Annotated in this window: 18 protein-coding genes; 1 reads left to right on the forward strand and 17 read right to left on the reverse strand. The window is 61.1% G+C overall.

The window, feature by feature from the left end; genetic code table 11:
* The first annotated feature begins 277 nt into the window (after positions 1–277).
* Positions 278–2,119, forward strand: coding sequence for an amidohydrolase (locus ABE459_RS06495; RefSeq protein ID WP_346648001.1), 1,842 nt, complete (start codon positions 278–280; stop codon positions 2,117–2,119).
* A 199-nt stretch (positions 2,120–2,318) separates the two neighbouring features.
* Here ABE459_RS06495 and glmS read toward each other — a convergent pair whose 3' ends face one another.
* The 17 genes from glmS to mnmE form a co-directional block, all read right to left on the reverse strand.
* Positions 2,319–4,154 carry a glutamine--fructose-6-phosphate transaminase (isomerizing) gene (gene glmS, locus ABE459_RS06500; protein ID WP_125466126.1) on the reverse strand — a complete coding sequence of 612 codons (1,836 nt, stop codon included), beginning with the start codon at positions 4,152–4,154 and terminating at the stop codon, positions 2,319–2,321.
* A gap of 12 nt (positions 4,155–4,166) precedes the next feature.
* The gene (locus ABE459_RS06505) at positions 4,167–4,934 is read right to left on the reverse strand and encodes a DeoR family transcriptional regulator (protein WP_125466127.1); all 768 of its coding nucleotides are present in this window, start codon (positions 4,932–4,934) and stop codon (positions 4,167–4,169) included.
* Between the two features lie 286 nt (positions 4,935–5,220).
* Positions 5,221–6,588, reverse strand: a complete 1,368-nt coding sequence (glmU, locus tag ABE459_RS06510) for a bifunctional UDP-N-acetylglucosamine diphosphorylase/glucosamine-1-phosphate N-acetyltransferase GlmU (RefSeq protein WP_125466128.1) — start codon at positions 6,586–6,588, stop codon at positions 5,221–5,223.
* A gap of 122 nt (positions 6,589–6,710) precedes the next feature.
* Positions 6,711–7,130 carry a F0F1 ATP synthase subunit epsilon gene (locus tag ABE459_RS06515; RefSeq protein ID WP_054893003.1) on the reverse strand — a complete coding sequence of 140 codons (420 nt, stop codon included), beginning with the start codon at positions 7,128–7,130 and terminating at the stop codon, positions 6,711–6,713.
* 43 nt (positions 7,131–7,173) lie between these two features.
* Positions 7,174–8,550, reverse strand: a complete 1,377-nt coding sequence (gene atpD / locus ABE459_RS06520; RefSeq protein WP_016394322.1) for a F0F1 ATP synthase subunit beta — start codon at positions 8,548–8,550, stop codon at positions 7,174–7,176.
* A 27-nt stretch (positions 8,551–8,577) separates the two neighbouring features.
* Positions 8,578–9,438, reverse strand: coding sequence for a F0F1 ATP synthase subunit gamma (atpG, locus tag ABE459_RS06525; RefSeq protein WP_003253195.1), 861 nt, complete (start codon positions 9,436–9,438; stop codon positions 8,578–8,580).
* 48 nt (positions 9,439–9,486) lie between these two features.
* Positions 9,487–11,031, reverse strand: coding sequence for a F0F1 ATP synthase subunit alpha (gene atpA / locus ABE459_RS06530; protein WP_110994047.1), 1,545 nt, complete (start codon positions 11,029–11,031; stop codon positions 9,487–9,489).
* A gap of 21 nt (positions 11,032–11,052) precedes the next feature.
* The gene (locus ABE459_RS06535) at positions 11,053–11,589 is read right to left on the reverse strand and encodes a F0F1 ATP synthase subunit delta (protein ID WP_110994048.1); all 537 of its coding nucleotides are present in this window, start codon (positions 11,587–11,589) and stop codon (positions 11,053–11,055) included.
* Positions 11,590–11,601: 12 nt separating this feature from the next.
* On the reverse strand, positions 11,602–12,072 hold the full coding sequence (locus tag ABE459_RS06540; RefSeq protein WP_125466129.1) for a F0F1 ATP synthase subunit B: 471 nt from the start codon (positions 12,070–12,072) through the stop codon (positions 11,602–11,604).
* A 57-nt stretch (positions 12,073–12,129) separates the two neighbouring features.
* Positions 12,130–12,387 carry a F0F1 ATP synthase subunit C gene (gene atpE, locus ABE459_RS06545; RefSeq protein ID WP_003097235.1) on the reverse strand — a complete coding sequence of 86 codons (258 nt, stop codon included), beginning with the start codon at positions 12,385–12,387 and terminating at the stop codon, positions 12,130–12,132.
* 144 nt (positions 12,388–12,531) lie between these two features.
* Positions 12,532–13,401, reverse strand: a complete 870-nt coding sequence (gene atpB, locus ABE459_RS06550; protein WP_125466130.1) for a F0F1 ATP synthase subunit A — start codon at positions 13,399–13,401, stop codon at positions 12,532–12,534.
* 16 nt (positions 13,402–13,417) lie between these two features.
* Positions 13,418–13,825 carry a F0F1 ATP synthase subunit I gene (locus tag ABE459_RS06555; protein WP_110994051.1) on the reverse strand — a complete coding sequence of 136 codons (408 nt, stop codon included), beginning with the start codon at positions 13,823–13,825 and terminating at the stop codon, positions 13,418–13,420.
* A gap of 149 nt (positions 13,826–13,974) precedes the next feature.
* Positions 13,975–14,847, reverse strand: coding sequence for a ParB/RepB/Spo0J family partition protein (locus ABE459_RS06560; protein WP_125466131.1), 873 nt, complete (start codon positions 14,845–14,847; stop codon positions 13,975–13,977).
* Positions 14,848–14,856: 9 nt separating this feature from the next.
* Positions 14,857–15,648 (reverse strand): ParA family protein, encoded by a 792-nt coding sequence (locus ABE459_RS06565; RefSeq protein ID WP_110994053.1) that lies wholly within the window; start codon positions 15,646–15,648, stop codon positions 14,857–14,859.
* An 18-nt stretch (positions 15,649–15,666) separates the two neighbouring features.
* Positions 15,667–16,317 (reverse strand): 16S rRNA (guanine(527)-N(7))-methyltransferase RsmG, encoded by a 651-nt coding sequence (rsmG, locus tag ABE459_RS06570; RefSeq protein ID WP_125861211.1) that lies wholly within the window; start codon positions 16,315–16,317, stop codon positions 15,667–15,669.
* The gene (mnmG, locus tag ABE459_RS06575; protein WP_125466133.1) at positions 16,314–18,206 is read right to left on the reverse strand and encodes a tRNA uridine-5-carboxymethylaminomethyl(34) synthesis enzyme MnmG; all 1,893 of its coding nucleotides are present in this window, start codon (positions 18,204–18,206) and stop codon (positions 16,314–16,316) included. The genes rsmG and mnmG overlap by 4 nt, the downstream gene beginning before the upstream one ends.
* 518 nt (positions 18,207–18,724) lie before the next feature.
* Positions 18,725–20,095 carry a tRNA uridine-5-carboxymethylaminomethyl(34) synthesis GTPase MnmE gene (gene mnmE / locus ABE459_RS06580; RefSeq protein WP_125466134.1) on the reverse strand — a complete coding sequence of 457 codons (1,371 nt, stop codon included), beginning with the start codon at positions 20,093–20,095 and terminating at the stop codon, positions 18,725–18,727.
* Between the last annotated feature and the right edge of the window lie 52 nt (positions 20,096–20,147).

Raw genomic sequence — 20,147 nt, forward strand, 5'->3', positions numbered from 1 at the left:
CGCCCCGGGCACCGCCAGTCGGTACCCGCTATGGGCAGCATCTCCACCTCAATCTCCGCCCGTTCACTGTTGCACGGTGGATGCGGGCAAGCTCTACGGTTACGCCTGTCGCCGCCGCACTCACACTGAGTTGAATATGTCCCAGGATCAAAACGACAAGACTCGTCGCCAGTTCCTCGCCACCAGCACCGTACTCTGTGCCGCCGGCGCGATCTGGTCTGCATTGCCCTTCACCGGCGCAGCCGGTTCCGCCCAAGCATCCATTCAAGGAGGTTCCATGACCGCCGATCTCATCCTGTTCAACGGCAAACTGCACACCGTCGACCGTGAAAACCCCACTGCCACCGCCGTCGCCATCAAGGACGGCAAGTTCATCGCGGTGGGCAACGATGCCCAGGCCATGGCCCACAAAGGCGCCGCCACGCAGATCATCGACCTCAAACAGCGCACGGTGATCCCAGGGCTCAATGACTCGCACCTGCACCTGATCCGCGGCGGCCTCAACTACAACCTGGAACTGCGCTGGGAAGGCGTGCCATCGGTGGCCGACGCCCTGCGCATGCTCAAGGACCAGGCGGCCCGCACGCCGACCCCGCAGTGGGTACGGGTGGTCGGCGGCTGGAACGAATTCCAGTTCGCCGAAAAGCGCATGCCCACCCTGGAAGAAATCAACCAGGCCGCCCCCGACACCCCGGTGTTCCTGCTGCACCTGTACGACCGTGCCCTGCTCAACCGCGCCGCGCTCAAGGCGGTGGGCTACAGCAAGGACACCCCCAACCCGCCGGGTGGCGAGATCCAGCGCGACAAGTTCGGTAACCCGACCGGCATGCTCATCGCCCGTCCCAACGCGATGATCCTCTACGCCACCCTGGCCAAGGGGCCGAAGCTGCCGCTGGAGTACCAGGTCAACTCGACCCGCCAGTTCATGCGTGAACTCAACCGCCTGGGCCTGACCAGCGCCATCGATGCCGGCGGCGGCTACCAGAACTTCCCCGACGACTACTCGGTGATCCAGGAGCTGGCCGACAACAACCAGCTGACCGTGCGCATCGCCTACAACCTGTTCACCCAGAAGCCCAAGGAAGAGCTGGACGACTTCAAGAAGTGGACCGCCAGCGTCAAGCTGCACAGCGGCACCGACTTCCTGCGCCACAACGGTGCCGGCGAGATGCTGGTGTTCTCCGCCGCCGACTTCGAGGACTTCCTCGAACCGCGCCCGGACCTGCCGCAGACCATGGAGCAGGAACTGGAGCCTGTGGTGCGCCACCTGGTGGAACAACGCTGGCCGTTCCGCCTGCACGCCACCTACAACGAATCGATCACGCGCATGCTCGACGTGTTCGAGAAGGTCAACCGCGACATCCCGTTCAATGGCCTGCCGTGGTTCTTCGATCACGCCGAGACCATCACCCCAGAGAACATCGAACGTGTGCGGGCGCTGGGCGGCGGCATCGCCATCCAGGATCGCATGGCCTTCCAGGGCGAATACTTCGTCGACCGCTATGGCGCCAAGGCGGCCGAGCAGACCCCACCGATCCAGCGCATGCTCGACATGGGCGTGCCAGTGGGTGCCGGTACCGACGCCACCCGCGTGTCCAGCTACAACCCGTGGACTTCGCTGTACTGGCTGGTCAGCGCCAAGACCGTGGGCGGCATGGCGCTGTACCCCGAAGGCCTGAGCCGCGACACCGCGCTGCAGCTGTTCACCCAGGGCAGCGCCTGGTTCTCCAGCGAGCAGGGCAAGAAGGGCCAGATCAAGGTGGGCCAGTTGGCAGACCTGGCGGCGTTGTCGCTGGACTTCTTCAGCGTCGATGAAGAGGCCATCAAGGGCATCGAGTCGGTGCTGACGGTGGTCGATGGCAAGGTGGTGTACGGCGCTGCCGAGTTCGACAAGCTGGGCCCGCCACAGGTACCGGTGCTGCCCGAGTGGTCACCTGTGGCCAAGGTGCCGGGGCACTGGCGTGTGGGTACGCCATCGCTGGCGGCCGTCGTGCACCAGTGTTCAGGGCCATGCGGGGTGCATGCGCACAGCCATGAACAGGCGCGCCACTCCAAGGTGCCGATCAGCGACTTCCAGGGGTTCTGGGGTGCCCTGGGCTGTTCGTGCTTTGCGTTCTGAGGTGGCTCGATAGGCTTGCACACCCACTGTAGGAGCGGCCTTGTGCCGCGAAAGGGCCGCAGCGCGGCCCCAGCTATCTTGAGACATATCCAAGATCCTGGGGGCGCTTCGCACCCCTTTCGCGGCACAAGGCCGCTCCTACAACGAGACCGTTTTTCCCACAGAGAGGGCGCCATTGGCATGAGCGCAGAGCTGTCTGTTACTCCACCGTCACCGACTTGGCCAGGTTGCGCGGCTGGTCGACGTCGGTGCCCTTGAGCACGGCAACGTAGTACGACAGCAGTTGCAGCGGGATGGTGTAGAGGATCGGTGCCAGGGCGTCAGCGATATGCGGCACCTTGATCACGTGGGTGCCCTCGCCGTTGCTCATGCCGGCGTTCTCGTCCGCGAACACCACCAGCTCGCCGCCACGGGCGCGCACTTCCTGCAGGTTGGACTTGAGCTTTTCCAGCAGCTCGTTGTTCGGCGCCACGGTGACCACCGGCATGTCGTTGTCGACCAGCGCCAAGGGGCCGTGCTTGAGCTCACCGGCCGGGTAGGCTTCGGCGTGGATATAGGAAATTTCCTTGAGCTTGAGCGCACCTTCCATGGCCACCGGGTACTGCGCGCCACGGCCAAGGAACAGGGTGTGGTGCTTGTCGGCGAACAGCTCGGCGATCTTCTCCACCACGCCGTCCATCGCCAGGGCTTCGCTCAGGCGGGCCGGCAGGCGGCGCAGTTCTTCAACCAGTTCGGCTTCGACGCCGGCCTGCAGCGTGCCGCGCACCTGGCCCAGGGCCAGGGTCAGCAACATCAGCGACACCAACTGGGTGGTGAAGGCCTTGGTGGAGGCGACGCCGATTTCCGGGCCGGCCAGGGTCAGCAGGGTCAGGTCGGATTCGCGCACCAGCGAGCTGATGCCCTTGTTGCAGATCGCCAGGCTGCCGAGGAAGCCCAGTTCCTTGGCATTGCGCAAGGCGGCCAGGGTATCGGCGGTTTCGCCGGACTGCGAGATGGAGACGAACAGGGTGTCCTGCTGCACCACCACCTTGCGGTAGCGGAACTCGCTGGCCACTTCCACCTGGCAGGGAATGCCGGCCAGCTCTTCGAGCCAGTAACGGGCGACCATGCCGGCGTGGTAGCTGGTACCACAGGCGACGATCTGCACGTTGCGCACCTTGGCGAACAACTCGGCGGCCTGCGGGCCGAACGCCTGGACCATCACGTGGTCCTTGGCCAGACGGCCTTCGAGGGTGCGCTGCACCACGGTCGGTTGCTCGTGGATCTCCTTGAGCATGAAGTGGCGATAGTTGCCCTTCTCTGCGGCTTCGGCGCCTTCGTGGTACTGCACCGTCTCGCGCTGAACCGGCTGGCCGGCCTGGTCCCAGATCTGTACCTGGTCACGGCGGATCTCGGCGATGTCACCCTCTTCCAGGTACATGAAGCGGTCGGTGACCTGGCGCAGGGCCAACTGGTCGGACGCCAGGAAGTTTTCGCCATGACCCAGGCCGATCACCAGCGGGCTGCCGCTGCGGGCAGCGACCAGGCGGTCCGGCTGGCTGGCGCTGATCACGGCCAGGCCATAGGCGCCATGCAGGCGCTTGACCGCGGCCTTGAGAGCGTCGGTCAGGTCTGGAATGGTCTTGAGCAGGTGGTGGATCAGGTGAACGATCACCTCGGTGTCGGTTTGCGAGGTGAACACGTAACCCAGCTGCTTGAGCTCTTCGCGCAGGGCTTCGTGGTTTTCGATGATGCCGTTGTGCACCACGGCCACGTCATGGCCAGAGAAGTGCGGGTGGGCGTTGGCCTCGGTCGGTGCACCGTGGGTGGCCCAACGGGTGTGGGCGATACCCAGCTGCCCGGCCAGCGGTTCGGCGCTGACGGCGGCTTGCAGCTCGCTGACCTTGCCGATACGGCGGCGACGCTCGAGGCCGCCCTGCTGGCTGTAGACGGCCAGGCCGGCACTGTCATAGCCACGGTACTCAAGGCGCTTGAGGCCCTCGATGAGGATTGCTGTGATATTGCGCTCGGCAACGGCACCAACGATTCCACACATAAGTTGTTGCTCCTAGCTGATAGCGGCGCAGATCAGATTGATGCCGCGGGCTTGAATGCGGTCGCGTGCCTCGGCGGGCAGGCGATCATCGGTAATAAGGGTGTTGACGCTGCTCCAGGGCAGCTCCAGGTTGGGGATCTTGCGGCCAACCTTGTCCGACTCGACCATCACGATCACCTCGCGGGCCACCTCGGCCATGACCCGGCTCAGGCCCAGCAATTCGTTGAAGGTGGTGGTGCCACGTTCCAGGTCAATGCCGTCGGCACCGATGAACAGCTGGTCGAAATCGTATGAGCGTAGAACCTGCTCGGCCACCTGGCCCTGGAACGACTCCGAATGCGGGTCCCAGGTGCCGCCAGTCATCAGCAGCACCGGCTCGTGTTCCTGCTCGCTGATGGCGCGGGCCACGTTGAGCGAGTTGGTCATCACCACCAGGCCAGGCTGGCGCCCGAGCTGGGGGATCATTGCCGCGGTGGTGCTGCCGCTGTCGATGATGATGCGCGCGTGCTCACGGATGCGTTCGACTGCGGCCCGGGCGATGGCCTGCTTGTACTGCGACACCGGCTGTACCGTCTCCGCCAGCAGCTCCTGGGGCATGGTCACGGCACCACCGTAACGGCGCAACAGCAGGCCGTTGGCTTCCAGGGCAGCGAGGTCCTTGCGGATGGTCACTTCCGAGGTTTCGAAACGTTTGGCCAGGGCATCGACGCTCACCTCGCCCTGCTCGGAGAGCAAAGCCAGGATGTTGTGGCGACGCTGGGGGGTGTTTCGTTTCGACATGTCGGTTTAAGTTTCGATTCGAAAGATAAGTGGTGCAATCAAAACCTAAGATGGACGATTCGTCAAGTTTATCTCTGCTTTTGCACGGTCTCTGTAGGAGCGGCCTTGTGCCGCGATGGGACGCGTAGCGGCCCCAGGGATTTCGAGGCAAGTCAGAAATTGCCGGGGCTGCTGTGCAGCCCATCGCGACACAAGGCCGCTCCTACAGGGGCCCGCAATACGGCACCCAATAAAAAGCCGGCTTATTCACATAGGCCGGCTTTCGATCGAAACCGCTGTGGATAACTCAGCTCTTCTTGATCTTCTCCGGCCGTTTCCAGCCTTCGATGTTGCGCTGGCGCGCACGTGCCACACCCAACTGCCCGGCCTCAACCGTCTGGGTGATGGTCGAGCCCGCCGCAGTAGTGGCCCCAGCCTGGATTTCCACAGGCGCGACCAGTGAGTTGTTGGAGCCGATGAACACGTCCTCGCCCATCACAGTGCGGAACTTGTTGGCACCGTCGTAGTTGCAGGTGATGGTGCCCGCACCGATGTTGGTACGCGCGCCGATCTCGGCATCGCCCAGGTAAGTCAGATGGCCAGCCTTGGCACCTTCGCCGAGGTGGGCGTTCTTCAGCTCGACGAAGTTACCCACATGGGCCTTGGCCTCCAGCACGCTGCCCGGGCGCAGGCGAGCGAACGGGCCGGCATCGCTGCCTTCGCCCATTACGGCACCGTCAAGATGGCTGTTGGCCTTGATCACCACGCCCTTGCGCAGGGTACTGTCCTTGATCACGCAGTTGGGGCCGATCTGCACGTTGTCCTCAATGACCACCTTGCCCTCGAGGATGACGTTGATATCGATCAGCACATCACGCCCGACGCTGACCTCACCACGCACATCGAAACGCGCCGGGTCGCGCAGGGTGACGCCCTGGGCCATCAGACGGTGGCCAGCGCGCAGTTGATAGTGACGCTCAAGCTCCGCCAGCTGGCGGCGGTCGTTGGCACCCTGCACTTCCATCGGGTCGTGGGGCTGCTCGGTGGCGACCACCAGGCCATCGGCCACAGCCATGGCGATGACGTCGGTAAGGTAGTACTCGCCCTGGGCGTTGTTGTTGGACAGACGGCCCATCCAGTCGGCCAGGCGAGCCGCTGGCATGGCGAGGATACCGGTGTTGCCCTCTTTGATCGCCTTCTGCGCTTCGCTGGCATCCTTATGCTCGACGATTGCGGTGACCGCGCCTTGCTCGTTACGCACAATGCGGCCATAGCCGGTCGGGTCGGCGAGGTTGACCGTCAGCAGGCCCAGCTGGCTGGCGCTGACCTTGGCCAGCAGGCGCTGCAGGGTTTCCACCTCGATCAGCGGCACATCGCCATACAGCACCAGTACGGTATCGGCGGTGACTGCCGGCAGGGCCTGGGCGACAGCGTGGCCAGTGCCCAGCTGCTGGTCCTGCATGACGAAGTTCAGGTCGTCCGCGGCCAAACGTTCACGCACAAGCTCGGCACCGTGGCCAATGACCACGTGGATGCCCGTAGGCTGCAGTTGGCGAGCGCTGTGGATAACATGGCCAAGCATGGAGTTGCCGGCTACCGGGTGCAGCACCTTCGGCAGTGCCGAGCGCATGCGGGTGCCTTGGCCTGCGGCGAGAATGACGATATCGAGGGACATTGACTGGCTACCAATCCTGGGCGGTCAGGGAAATGACCGGGACTAAATTCTTGAAAAAGAAAAAGGGTAGCCGAGGCTACCCTTTAACTCAATCGCAGCGGAAGTGATCGGCAAAAGCCAGATTACTTGCCTTTGCGCAATTGCTGGACAGTACGCAGCTGAGCTGCGGCCTCGGCCAGACGTGCGGCAGCAGCGCCGTAGTCGAAGTCCGAGCCTTTAGTGTTCAGCGCGTTCTCAGCAGCCTTGAGGGCTTCCTGAGCCTGAGCTTCGTCCAGGTCGGCAGCGCGCTGCACGGTGTCGGCAAGAACCTTGACCATGTTCGGCTGCACTTCGAGGAAGCCACCGGAGATGTAGAACACCTCTTGAGTGCCACCCTGCTTGGTCAGCGTGATCGGACCAGGCTTGAGATTGGTGATCAGCGGCGCGTGGCCCGGAGCGATACCAAGATCACCCAGGTTACCGTGCGCAACTACCATCTCGACCAGGCCGGAGAAGATCTCTCCTTCCGCGCTGACGATGTCGCAATGGACTGTCATAGCCATCTGCTTGCCTCAACCTGATAGCGCCCCTTGCGGGGCGCATGAATTACAGTTTCTTGGCTTTCTCGATCGCTTCGTCGATGCTGCCGACCATGTAGAACGCTTGTTCTGGCAGGTGGTCGTAGTCACCTTTGAGGATGCCGCTGAAGCCAGCGATGGTGTCCTTGAGCGAAACGTACTTGCCTGGCGAGCCGGTGAAGACTTCGGCCACGAAGAACGGCTGCGACAGGAAGCGCTGGATCTTACGAGCGCGGGCTACCAGTTGCTTGTCGGCTTCGGACAGTTCGTCCATACCCAGGATGGCGATGATGTCTTTCAGCTCTTTGTAGCGCTGCAGAACATACTGAACGCCACGAGCGGTGTCGTAGTGCTCGTTGCCGATCACGTTCGGGTCCAGCTGACGCGAAGTCGAGTCCAGTGGGTCGACCGCTGGGTAGATACCCAGGGAGGCGATGTCACGGGACAGAACGACGGTGGCGTCCAAGTGGGCGAAGGTGGTCGCTGGCGACGGGTCGGTCAAGTCGTCCGCAGGTACGTATACGGCCTGAACGGAGGTGATCGAACCTTCCTTGGTGGAGGTGATGCGCTCTTGCAGAACGCCCATCTCTTCAGCCAGGGTCGGCTGGTAACCTACTGCCGAAGGCATACGGCCCAGCAGTGCGGATACTTCGGTACCGGCCAGGGTGTAACGATAGATGTTGTCGACGAACAGCAGAACGTCGTTACCTTCGTCACGGAACTTCTCAGCCATGGTCAGGCCGGTCAGCGCTACGCGCAGACGGTTTCCTGGTGGCTCGTTCATCTGACCGTAGACCAAGGCTACTTTGTCGAGAACGTTGGAGTCCTTCATCTCGTGGTAGAAGTCGTTACCCTCACGAGTACGCTCACCCACACCAGCGAACACGGAGTAACCGCTGTGTTCCATGGCGATGTTACGGATCAGTTCCATCATGTTTACGGTCTTGCCGACACCGGCACCACCGAACAGACCAACCTTACCACCCTTGGCGAACGGGCAAACCAGGTCGATGACCTTGATGCCGGTTTCCAGCAGGTCGTTGCCGCCTGCCTGGTCAGCGAACGAAGGTGCTGGCTGGTGGATACCGCGACGCTCTTCTTCGCCGATCGGGCCGGCTTCGTCGATTGGGTTGCCCAGAACGTCCATGATACGGCCCAGAGTGGCCTTACCAACTGGAACGGAAATGGCAGCGCCGGTATCGACGACATCCAGACCGCGCTTCAGGCCTTCGGTCGAGCCCATCGCAATGGTACGAACCACGCCGTCGCCCAGCTGCTGCTGAACTTCCAGGGTGGTTTCCGCGCCTTGTACTTTCAGCGCGTTGTAAACACTCGGCACGACGTCACGTGGGAATTCCACGTCGATGACGGCGCCGATGATTTGAACGATACGTCCGCTACTCATAGCTGGATCCTCTGAATTTTTGAACCGTTAAACCGCGGCAGCGCCGCCGACGATTTCCGAGATCTCCTGGGTGATCGCAGCCTGACGCGCCTTGTTGTAGATCAACTGCAGCTCTTTGATCAAATCACCGGCGTTGTCTGTGGCGTTCTTCATGGCGATCATCCGGGCCGCTTGTTCAGCAGCGTTGTTCTCGACCACCGCCTGGTATACCTGCGACTCCACGTAACGCACCATCAAGCCGTCCAGCAGCTCTTTTGCGTCGGGTTCGTACAGGTAATCCCAGTGATGCTTGAGATCCTGATCCGGGGTTGCCACCAACGGTACCAATTGCTCGACCGTCGGTTTTTGGGTCATGGTGTTGATGAACTTGTTCGAAACCACCGAAAGGCGATCGATACGACCGTCCAGGTAGGCGTCCAGCATCACTTTGACGGAGCCGATCAGATCGTTGATCGATGGCTCTTCGCCCAGGTGGCTGATCGCTGCTACGACGTTGCCGCCAAAGATGCGGAAGAAAGTCGCACCCTTGCTGCCGATCACGCACAGGTCGATTTCCACGCCCTGTTCGCGGTTTGCGCTCATGTCCTTGACCAGGGCCTTGAACAGGTTGGTGTTCAAGCCACCGCACAGACCACGGTCACTGCTCACCACGATATAACCGGCGCGCTTTACAGGGCGCTCGATCATGAACGGGTGGCGGTATTCCGGGTTGGCGTTGGCCAGATGACCGATCACCTGGCGGATACGCTCCGCGTAAGGACGGCTAGCAGCCATGCGCATTTGTGCCTTGCGCATCTTGCTTACCGCCACTTTCTCCATGGCGCTGGTAATTTTTTGCGTGCTTTTGATGCTCGCAATCTTACTGCGAATCTCTTTTGCGCCTGCCATGTATCACCTATCAGGTTAGCAAGCGGGGGCCGGAGCCCCCGCTGCGGCTTACCAGGTCTGGGTGGCCTTGAACTTCTCGATACCGGCTTTCATGCCAGCGTCGATTTCGTCGTTGAAGTCACCCTTCACGTTGATCTTGGCCATCAGTTCGGCGTGATCACGGTTGAAGAAGGCGATCAGCGCTTGCTCGAAGCTGCCGACCTTGGAGACTTCTACGTCAGTCAGGAAACCACGCTCAGCGGCGTACAGCGACAGGGCCATGTCGGCGATCGACATTGGCGCGTACTGCTTCTGCTTCATCAGCTCGGTTACGCGCTGACCATGCTCCAGCTGCTTGCGGGTCGCTTCGTCCAGATCGGAAGCGAACTGGGCGAATGCAGCCAGTTCACGGTACTGAGCCAGAGCGGTACGGATACCACCGGACAGCTTCTTGATGATCTTGGTCTGAGCGGCACCACCTACGCGGGATACCGAAACACCGGCGTTCACTGCAGGGCGAATGCCCGAGTTGAACATGGCCGATTCCAGGAAGATCTGACCGTCGGTGATCGAGATCACGTTGGTCGGAACGAACGCGGAAACGTCGCCAGCCTGGGTTTCGATGATCGGCAGAGCGGTCAGGGAACCGGTTTTGCCGGTGACTGCACCGTTGGTGAACTTCTCTACGTACTCTTCCGAAACGCGCGATGCACGCTCCAGCAGACGGGAGTGGAGATAGAACACGTCGCCTGGGTACGCTTCACGTCCTGGTGGACGGCGCAGCAGCAGGGAGATCTGACGGTAGGCAACGGCCTGCTTGGACAGGTCATCGTAAACGATCAGGGCATCTTCACCGCGGTCACGGAAGAACTCGCCCATGGTGCAGCCGGCGTATGGCGCCAGGAACTGCAGTGCGGCGGATTCCGAAGCACTGGCAACGACCACGATGGTGTTGGCCAGGGCGCCGGCTTCTTCCAGCTTGCGAACGATGTTGGCAACGGTGGAACGCTTTTGGCCGACTGCAACATAAACGCAGAAAATACCGGAGTCTTTCTGGTTGATGATGGCGTCGATGGCCATGGCGGTCTTGCCGATCTGGCGGTCACCGATGATCAGCTCGCGCTGGCCACGGCCGACAGGGATCATGGCGTCGACGGACTTGTAGCCAGTCTGTACAGGCTGGTCTACCGACTTACGCCAGATCACGCCTGGTGCCACTTTCTCGACTGCGTCGGTCTGGGTGTTGCCCAGAGGACCTTTACCGTCGATCGGGTTGCCCAGTGCGTCAACGACGCGACCCAGCAGTTCCTTACCAACCGGAACTTCCAGGATGCGGCCGGTGCACTTGGCGCTCATGCCTTCGGCGAGGGTGTCATAGGCACCCAGGATCACTGCACCTACGGAGTCTTGCTCCAGGTTCAGGGCCATACCGAAGACGCTGCCCGGGAACTCGATCATTTCGCCGTACATTACGTCGGCCAGACCGTGGATCCGCACGATACCGTCGGAAACCGAAACGACGGTACCTTCGTTACGGGCTTGGGAGCCGACATCGAGTTTCTCGATGCGACCCTTGATGATTTCACTAATTTCGGAAGGATTGAGTTGCTGCATTGCTCTGCTGCCCCTTCAAACTCAAGATTTCAATGCTTCGGCCAGTTTCGCGATTTTGCCGCGAACCGAGCCATCGATTACCAGGTCGCCGGCGCGGATAACGACGCCGCCGATCAGGCTGGCATCCTCCGTCGCGTGCAGGCGCACTTCCCGGCTGAGCCGTGCACTGAGAACCTTGGCGAGTTTGTCTTGCTGTTCTTGGTTCAACGCAAAAGCACTGGTGACTTCCACGTCCACGGATTTCTCTTGCTCGGCCTTGTACAGGTCGAACAGAGCGGCAATCTCCGGCAGAAGCAGGAGACGGTCGTTTTCCGCGGCAACATGAATGAAATTCTGTGCCTGAGTGTCGAACTTGTCACCGCATACTTCGATGAATGCGGCGGCCTTGTTTGCGCTAGTCAGTTGCGGGGCCTTGAGCAGGCGCTGCATGGTGTCGTCTTGCGACACCGCAGCAGCCAGGCCGAGCATGGCTGACCAATTGGCCAGTTGCTGATGGGCCTGGGCGTGCTCGAAGGCAGCCTTAGCGTAAGGTCGGGCCAACGTGGTCAGTTCTGCCATGATCGCCCTCGCTTAAATTTCAGCGGCCAGTTTGTTAACCAGCTCCGCATGCGCGTTTTGATCGATTGTGGCGCCAAGGATCTTTTCAGCACCGCCAACAGCCAGGGCACCCACTTGGGCACGCAGGGCGTCTTTGACGCTGTTCAGTTCCTGTTCGATCTCGGCTAGAGCCTGGGCCTTCACACGGTCAGCTTCGACGCGAGCCTGTTCACGGGCCTCGTCTACAAGCTGAGCAGCGCGCTTCTTGCTTTGCTCAATGATTTCGGCTGCCTGTGCCTTCGCTTCACGCAGTTGCTGACCCGCTTTCTCTTGGGCCAGCTCCAGGTCGCGAGCTGCGCGGTTGGCAGCGTCCAAGCCGTCGGCGATCTTCTTTTGACGCTCTTGCAGGGCAGTGATGACCGGAGGCCATACGTACTTCATGCAGAAAGCTACGAAAATGAAGAAAGCAACGGTTTGGCCAATCAGGGTTGCATTAATGTTCACGCCAACACCTCGCTCGGTCTTTGTCCATCACAGCAATCAACTCGTAAAAACGAGTGATTAGCCGGCGATCTGACCAACGAAGGGATTCGCGAAGGTGAAGAACAGAGCGATACCAACACCGATCATGGTTACGGCGTCGAGCAGACCGGCAACGATGAACATTTTAACCTGCAGCATTGGAACCATTTCTGGCTGGCGAGCAGCGCCTTCCAGGAATTTGCCGCCCAGCAGGCCGAAACCAATGGCGGTACCCAGAGCACCCAGGCCGATCAGCAGAGCAACAGCGATAGCGGTCAGACCAACTACAGTTTCCATCTTTCCTCCCGACTTTTACGTCGTATTGGTTAGGTTTTTAGTTTGAAGCGGTAAAACAAATCGTTTGGTACAGCATGCCCTTGCGGACTTTTTAAGCCCTCCCCCCAAACAGGCGGGGAAGGCTATCAGACACGCCAGGCGGTCTTAATGGTTATCTTCGTGCGCCATCGACAGGTAGACGATGGTCAGCATCATGAAGATGAAGGCTTGCAGGGTGATGATCAGGATGTGGAACACCGCCCACGCCCATTGCAGCACCACACCCAGGCCGGACAGCCACAGCAGGCCGGAACCGAACATCACCGCGATCAGGATGAACACCAGTTCGCCGGCATACATGTTGCCGAACAGACGCAGTGCCAGCGAGATCGGCTTGGCGATCAGGGTGACGAATTCGAGCAGGAAGTTCACCGGGATCAGCAGGATCTTGACGAAGATGTTCTTGCTGCCGAACGGGTGCAGGGTCAGCTCGCCGATGAAGCCGCCGAGGCCCTTGACCTTGATGCTGTAGAAGATGATCAGGGCGAACACGCTGAAGGCCATGGCCAGGGTCGCATTCGGGTCAGTGGTCGGCACGGCGCGGAAGAAGATGTGCTCGTTGCCCGACAGCTTCTGTGCGGCAAATGGCAACCAGTCGACCGGTACCAGGTCGATGGCGTTCATCAGGAACACCCAGACGAAGATGGTCAGCGCCAGCGGGGCGATCACCGCGCTGCGGCCGTGGAAGGAGTCCTTCACGCTGCCGTGGACGAAGTCCACCAGCACTTCGACGAAGTTCTGCAGGGCGCCAGGCTGGCCGGAAGTCGCCTTCTTGGCGGCCATGCGGAAGATGATCAGGAAGATCAGACCCATCGCAACGGACCAGCCCAGGGTGTCCAGGTGGAACGCCCAGAAGCCCATTGCCTTGGCTTCTGCAGCCGAATGGGCCAAGCCCCAGCTGCCGTCTGGTAGTTGACCGTAGGTCAGGTTCTGCAAGTGGTGCTGGATATAACCCGAAGCGGTTTCTTCTGCCATGGTTGCCTCAAACGCCCTAAGGTCTCGAAAGTCTTTTATTCATCAGCAGGGGCGCGAACCAGCTGACCATAAGGGTCAGCACGAAGACGCCGAATACTGCCAACGGCGCCAATGGCTTCACTCCTGCGAAGGTCAGTGCGAACAGCACTGCCGTCAAAATCATCTTGCCTGCCTCGCCAGCGTAAAACGACTTGACGATGGCCTGCGCCGCTCGGGCTCCGCTGAAGCGAAAAGCCTTCCAGGCGAAATACATATTGGGCAGCCAGGCAATCAGTCCCCCGCAGAGGCCTGAATATCCACTAACTCCCCCTTTCCACTGCCACAACACCAATGTTGCCAGCAGCAGTACAACAAATTGAGCCAGCAGTACCGGAAAAACCGCCCAGCGATGGAAAGGCAGGCGGTTTGGCGTGCGGATTTCCATCACAACTGCTCCTCGGAAGTCGACTACCTGGTCAGCAATGACTTGGCATAATTTGTGCCGACAAAATGCGCGCAGAGTATAGGGGCGGATTAACCCCTATTCAACTATTGGGTAGTGATTTCCGACTGCACGCTACAACGGGAATTGTTTCAGCGGATGTGAGCAAGCACACCTTGCAACTCGTCAAGCGAGTTGTAACGGATGACCAACTGGCCCTTGCCCTTGTTGCCATGGCGGATTTGCACCGCCGAGCCCAGGCGCTCTGCCAGACGCTGTTCGAGGCGGGCGATATCCGGATCAGGTTTGCTCGGTTCGACCGGATCAGGTTTGCCGTTGAGCCACTGGCGCACCAGTGCCTCAGTTTGGCGCACGGTAAGGCCACGTGCGACAACATGACGCGCCCCTTCTTCCTGTCGAGCTTCGTCCAGGCCGAGCAAGGCACGGGCATGGCCCATCTCCAGGTCGCCGTGGGCGAGCATGGTCTTGATCGCCTCGGGCAGCGAGATCAGGCGCAGCAAGTTGGCCACGGTCACCCGCGACTTGCCGACGGCATCGGCCACCTGCTGCTGGGTGAGTTCGAACTCGTGCTGCAGGCGCTGCAGGGCAATCGCCTCCTCCAGCGGGTTGAGGTCTTCACGCTGGATGTTCTCGATCAGCGCCATGGCGATGGCGGCTTCGTCGGGCACCTCGCGGACCATGGCCGGGATGCTGTCCAGGCCGGCCTGCTGGGTGGCGCGCCAGCGGCGCTCACCGGCGATGATCTCGTAACGGTTGTCGCCGATCGGGCGGACCACGATCGGTTGCATGACGCCGTGGTTGCGGATCGAGTGCGCAAGTTCTTCCAGCGCCTCGGGGTCCATGTCACGGCGAGGCTGGTACTTGCCGCGCTGGATCAGCTCGACCGGCAGATGTTGCAGTTCTTTCTGGTCGATCTTGACAGCCTGCTCTTCGAGCGCGCTGACGGAAGGACCACTGAGCAGTGCATCCAACCCACGTCCGAGACCTCGTTTCTTGATGGCCATGCGGATTCCTTAAGTTGTTTGTGCAGTGCGTGATGGACGGCGCTGACGGCGAACCAGTTCCCCGGCAAGCGCAAGATAGGCGAGCGCGCCACGGGATTGCTTGTCGTAAGCCAGCGCCGGCATGCCGAAGCTCGGCGCCTCGGCCAGGCGGATGTTGCGGGGGATCACCGTGTCGTACAGCTGGTCGCCGAAGTGTTCCTTGAGCTGCGCCGAAACATCGTTGTTCAGGCTCAGGCGCGGGTCGTACATGGTCCGCAACAGGCCTTCGATCTTCAGCGCCGGGTTCAACCGTGCGGCGATGCGCTTGATGTTATCCACAAGGTCGCTGAGACCTTCCAGTGCGTAGTACTCGCACTGCATGGGGATGATCACGCCATCGGAGGCAACCAGGGCATTGAGGGTCAGCATCGACAGCGACGGCGGGCAGTCGATGAGGATGTAGTCGTAGCTCTCGCGGATCGGCGCCAGGGCGTTGCGCAGGCGGCTTTCCTTCATCTGCATCTCGAGCAGTACCACCTCGGCGGCGGTCAGGTCGCGGTTGGCCGGCAGCAGTTGGTAACCACCGTGCTCGGAGTAGTGCATGGCCTGGGTCAGGTCGCACTCCCCGATCAGCAGGTCGTACACCGAATGTTCGAGCTCGTGTTTATCCACACCGCTGCCCATGGTGGCGTTGCCCTGCGGATCGAGGTCGATCAGCAGCACGCGGCGCTTGGTCGCGGCCAGCGATGCGGCGAGATTGATACAGGTGGTGGTCTTGCCCACACCACCTTTCTGGTTCGCGATTGCGAATACCTTAGCCATTGTTGCGTGTGTTCCCAGTCATGCCTTGCGGCGCAGTATCAGCAGATGGCGCTGGCCCTGGCAACCTGGAACGGTCAGGGCCTGCTCGCTTTCCACTGTGAAGTCTGCGGGCAATGCTACCAGTTCATCGGCAGGATGCAGCCCTTTCATTGCAAGCCATTGCGTGCGGGCGTCACCCAGGTGGCGGGTCCAGTTGGTGAAATTTTCCATGCTGCTGAAAGCGCGCGAGATGATCCCGCAGAACGGCTGCTCGGGCTGAACCTCTTCGACCCGGCTGTGGATAACCGTGAGGTTGTCCAGCTTCAGCTCCATTTTCACCTGGGTCAGGAAGCGGGTCTTCTTGCCGTTGCTGTCGAGCACCGTCACTTGCTTGTGCGGATGCAGGATAGCCAACGGGATGCCGGGCATGCCGCCACCGCTGCCGACATCCAGCCAACGCTGGGTGTCATTGTGGATAAACGGCATGACGCTGAGGCTGTCGAGCAGGTGGCGCGACACCATCTCGTCCGGGTTACGCACAGCGGTGAGGTTGTAGGCCTTGTTCCATTTGATCAACAGGGCCAGGTAGCCCAGCAGCAGTTCGTGCTGCTGCGCGCTCAGCTCGACGCCGAGCTGACGCGCACCTGTGGACAACTCTTCGGCGTGTTGCGGGGTGACCAGGGAACTCAAGCGCTTTGCTCCAATTCGCGGCCTGCGCCGCGTTTTTTCAAGTGAATCAGCAACAGGGAAATCGCCGCAGGCGTGACACCCGGGATACGTGAAGCCTGGCCAAGCGTTTCTGGACGGGTTTCGCCAAGCTTGCCCTGGATCTCCTTGGACAAGCCGGAAATCGAGGAGTAGTCGATATCCACAGGCAGGCGGGTGTCCTCGCTGGCACGCAGCCGGGCGATCTCGTCCTGCTGACGGTCGATGTAGCCGGCGTACTTGGTCTTGATCTCGACCTGCTCGGCAACCTGTGGATCGATCACTTCGCCGCCGGTTGCTTCGATCAGGCCAGCGTAGTCGACTTCCGGGCGAGCCAGCAGGTTGAGCAGGCTGTACTCATGGTTCAGTGGGGTCGCGAACTTATCCACAATGGCCTGGCCTTGTGGCGTGCCCGGGCGCACCCAGGTGCTTTTCAGGCGCTGCTCTTCGCGCTCGATGCCTTCGCGCTTGGCGCTGAAGGCGGCCCAGCGTTCGTCGTCGATCAAACCCAGCTCGCGGCCTTTCTCGGTCAGGCGCAGGTCGGCGTTGTCTTCGCGCAGGATCAGCCGGTATTCGGCGCGCGAGGTGAACATGCGGTAAGGCTCTTGGGTACCCAGGGTGATCAGGTCATCGACCAGCACACCGATGTAGGCCTCGTCACGGCGCGGGCACCAGCTTTCGCGGCCCTGCGCGCGCAACGCGGCGTTGGTCCCGGCCAGCAGGCCCTGGGCGCCGGCCTCTTCGTAACCGGTGGTGCCGTTGATCTGGCCCGCGAAGAACAGCCCGCCGATGACCTTGGTCTCGAGGCTGTACTTGAGGTCGCGCGGGTCGAAGTAGTCGTACTCGATGGCGTAGCCCGGGCGAACGATGTGGGCGTTTTCCATGCCGCGGATCGAGCGGACAAGCTCCAGCTGCACGTCGAACGGCAGCGAAGTCGAGATGCCGTTGGGGTACAGCTCATGGGTGGTCAGGCCTTCCGGCTCGATGAACACCTGGTGGCTTTCCTTGTCCGCGAAGCGATGGATCTTGTCTTCGATCGACGGGCAATAGCGCGGGCCGATGCCTTCGATCACACCCGAGTACATCGGCGAACGGTCGAGGTTCGAGGCAATGATTTCGTGGGTGCGCGCATTGGTGTGGGTAATCCAGCAGCTCACCTGGCGCGGGTGCATCTGGGCATTGCCCATGAACGACATCACCGGGATCGGCGTGTCGCCGGGCTGCTCGGTCATTACCGAGAAATCCACCGAGCGGCCATCGATGCGCGGCGGTGTGCCGGTTTTCAGCCGGCCGACGCGCAGCGGCAGTTCGCGCATGCGATGGGCCAGGGCAATCGAAGGCGGGTCGCCGGCGCGACCGCCGGAATGGTTCTGCAGGCCGATGTGGATAAGTCCACCGAGGAAAGTGCCGGTGGTCAGTACCACGCTCTCGGCGAAGAAACGCAGGCCCATCTGCGTGACCACACCCTTCACCTGGTCCTGCTCAACGATCAGGTCATCGCAGGACTGCTGGAATATCCACAGGTTCGGCTGGTTTTCCAGGATTTCGCGCACCACCGCCTTGTAGATGGCACGGTCGGCCTGTGCCCGGGTGGCGCGTACGGCCGGGCCCTTGCGGTTGTTCAGGATGCGGAACTGGATGCCGCTCTTGTCGGTGGCCAGCGCCATGGCGCCACCGAGCGCATCGATTTCTTTGACCAGATGGCTTTTACCGATGCCACCGATGGCCGGGTTGCAGCTCATGTGACCGAGGGTTTCCACGTTATGGGTCAACAGCAGGGTTTTCACACCCATGCGTGCAGACGCAAGCGCAGCCTCGGTACCGGCATGGCCGCCGCCGATGACGATCACTTCAAAACGGGAAGGGAAATCCACCACGCACCTCGTGCCTGTTTTTACGAATAGAGAAGGTAAGCGGACAAGTATAGGGACTTACCCCCCTTCAAAGAAACCGTCTGAGCAAATTTTGACCAGGCTGTGGATGAGTGGCAGGCAATAGAAATCAAAGAAGAAAAATTTATAAAAGCTTTGTTTTTATGTTTATGTTTAGGGCCCCACCCGTCTGTTGATAACTACCTGTAGGCCTTTAACCACGCGATGTACAGCGATTCATAACCCTGGGCCTAAGTAGCCCTGTGGGGTCTGGACAAGGTTGTTTAACCTGTGGATGAAAGTGTTGGTTACCCACAGGCCGCGTTCTCCTCAACAAAAAAGCGCGGTTATCAACGGAGCTGAAGGCGAGTTTTCCACAGAGCACAGGCGAGCGTTCGCCTGCCTGTTGATGAAAAATTCAGGCGACGAACGGTCGTATAGCGAGGGATCTTGAGGGGGGTTACCGCAGGGTTCCCCGCAACAAGCGCCAGGCAGCGCTTGCAGGGGAAGCCGGGAAGGGATTACTTGCCGATGCAGAAGCTGGAGAAGATTCGCCCCAGCAGATCGTCCGAGCTGAATGCTCCGGTGATCTCACCCAGGGCTTGCTGAGCCTGACGAAGGTCTTCTGCAAGCAACTCGCCAGCGCCAGCAAGGGTCAGCTGAGCACGGCCGTGTTCAAGATGGCTACTCGCCTGGCGCAGCGCTTCCAGGTGGCGACGCCGTGCGCTGAAGCTGCTTTCCGCGGTCTGTTCATAGCCCATGCAGGCCTTGAGATGATCACGCAGCAAGTCCAGGCCCATGTCGCTGTCATTGGCACTCAGGGTGATGGTTGCATGCCCGTCGTCACTCAGCTCCAGGCCAACCTGCTCGCCACTGAGGTCGGCCTTGTTGCGGATCAGCGTGACCTTGGATGGATCCGGGCGCTGATCGAGGAATTCTGGCCACAGGGCAAAAGGATCGCTGGCTTCAGGCGCCGTCGAGTCGACCACCAACAGCACCCGATCGGCCTCATTGATGGCCTTCAATGCCCTCTCTACACCGATTTTTTCCACATGGTCATCGGTATCACGCAGGCCTGCGGTGTCGACCACGTGCAGCGGCATGCCGTCGATGTGGATATGTTCACGCAGGATGTCCCGGGTGGTGCCGGCGATATCGGTGACGATCGCCGCTTCACGGCCGGCCAGCTGGTTGAGCAGGCTGGACTTGCCGGCGTTCGGCCGGCCAGCGATGACCACGGTCATGCCATCGCGCAACAAGGCGCCCTGCCCGGCTTCGCGCTGCACTGTGGACAACTCGGTGCGTACATCATCGAGCATGCGCAATACATGGCCATCGGCGAGGAAGTCGATTTCTTCTTCCGGGAAGTCGATGGCGGCTTCGACATAGATGCGCAAGGCAATCAGCGCCTCGGTCAGCCCATGCACACGCTTGGAGAATGCTCCCTGCAGTGAGCGCAAGGCATTGCGCGCTGCCTGGGTAGAGCTCGCCTCGATCAGGTCGGCAATGGCCTCGGCCTGGGCCAGGTCGAGCTTGTCATTGAGGAACGCACGCTCGCTGAACTCGCCAGGCCGCGCCAGGCGGCAGCCCAGTTGCAGGCAGCGCTGCAGCAGCATGTCCATCACCACGGGACCGCCATGGCCCTGCAGTTCCAGCACATCCTCGCCGGTGAACGAGTTCGGCCCGGGGAAGAACAACGCGATGCCCTCGTCCAGCACCAGGCCATCGGCATCGCGGAACGGGCCGTAGTGGGCATGGCGCGGGGTCAGGCTGCGACCGGTGATAGCCTGCCCGGCCTGGCTGGCCAGTGGGCCGGACAACCGGACGATACCTACACCGCCGCGGCCCTGGGCGGTGGCGATGGCGGCGATGGTTTCACGCACAATATTCATGCTCGAAGCCTCTACAACGAATTCGAAAGACAGATAGCAAAAACGCCCCACG

Origin of the sequence: Pseudomonas sp. TWI923 (genome assembly GCF_039673365.1) — a bacterium.
GTDB lineage: Bacteria > Pseudomonadota > Gammaproteobacteria > Pseudomonadales > Pseudomonadaceae > Aquipseudomonas > Aquipseudomonas sichuanensis.

Bases quoted from the DNA above. Each gene is read 5' to 3' on its own strand.
- atpD (WP_016394322.1), bottom strand. From the start codon at position 8,550: ATGAGTAGCGGACGTATCGTTCAAATCATCGGCGCCGTCATCGACGTG.
- ABE459_RS06560 (WP_125466131.1), bottom strand. From the start codon at position 14,847: ATGGCCATCAAGAAACGAGGTCTCGGACGTGGGTTGGATGCACTGCTC.
- ABE459_RS06515 (WP_054893003.1), bottom strand. From the start codon at position 7,130: ATGGCTATGACAGTCCATTGCGACATCGTCAGCGCGGAAGGAGAGATC.
- atpE (WP_003097235.1), bottom strand. From the start codon at position 12,387: ATGGAAACTGTAGTTGGTCTGACCGCTATCGCTGTTGCTCTGCTGATC.
- ABE459_RS06565 (WP_110994053.1), bottom strand. From the start codon at position 15,648: ATGGCTAAGGTATTCGCAATCGCGAACCAGAAAGGTGGTGTGGGCAAG.
- ABE459_RS06555 (WP_110994051.1), bottom strand. From the start codon at position 13,825: ATGGAAATCCGCACGCCAAACCGCCTGCCTTTCCATCGCTGGGCGGTT.
- glmS (WP_125466126.1), bottom strand. From the start codon at position 4,154: ATGTGTGGAATCGTTGGTGCCGTTGCCGAGCGCAATATCACAGCAATC.
- mnmE (WP_125466134.1), bottom strand. From the start codon at position 20,095: ATGAATATTGTGCGTGAAACCATCGCCGCCATCGCCACCGCCCAGGGC.
- ABE459_RS06495 (WP_346648001.1), top strand. From the start codon at position 278: ATGACCGCCGATCTCATCCTGTTCAACGGCAAACTGCACACCGTCGAC.
- atpG (WP_003253195.1), bottom strand. From the start codon at position 9,438: ATGGCAGGCGCAAAAGAGATTCGCAGTAAGATTGCGAGCATCAAAAGC.
- ABE459_RS06505 (WP_125466127.1), bottom strand. From the start codon at position 4,934: ATGTCGAAACGAAACACCCCCCAGCGTCGCCACAACATCCTGGCTTTG.
- atpB (WP_125466130.1), bottom strand. From the start codon at position 13,401: ATGGCAGAAGAAACCGCTTCGGGTTATATCCAGCACCACTTGCAGAAC.
- ABE459_RS06535 (WP_110994048.1), bottom strand. From the start codon at position 11,589: ATGGCAGAACTGACCACGTTGGCCCGACCTTACGCTAAGGCTGCCTTC.
- glmU (WP_125466128.1), bottom strand. From the start codon at position 6,588: ATGTCCCTCGATATCGTCATTCTCGCCGCAGGCCAAGGCACCCGCATG.
- atpA (WP_110994047.1), bottom strand. From the start codon at position 11,031: ATGCAGCAACTCAATCCTTCCGAAATTAGTGAAATCATCAAGGGTCGC.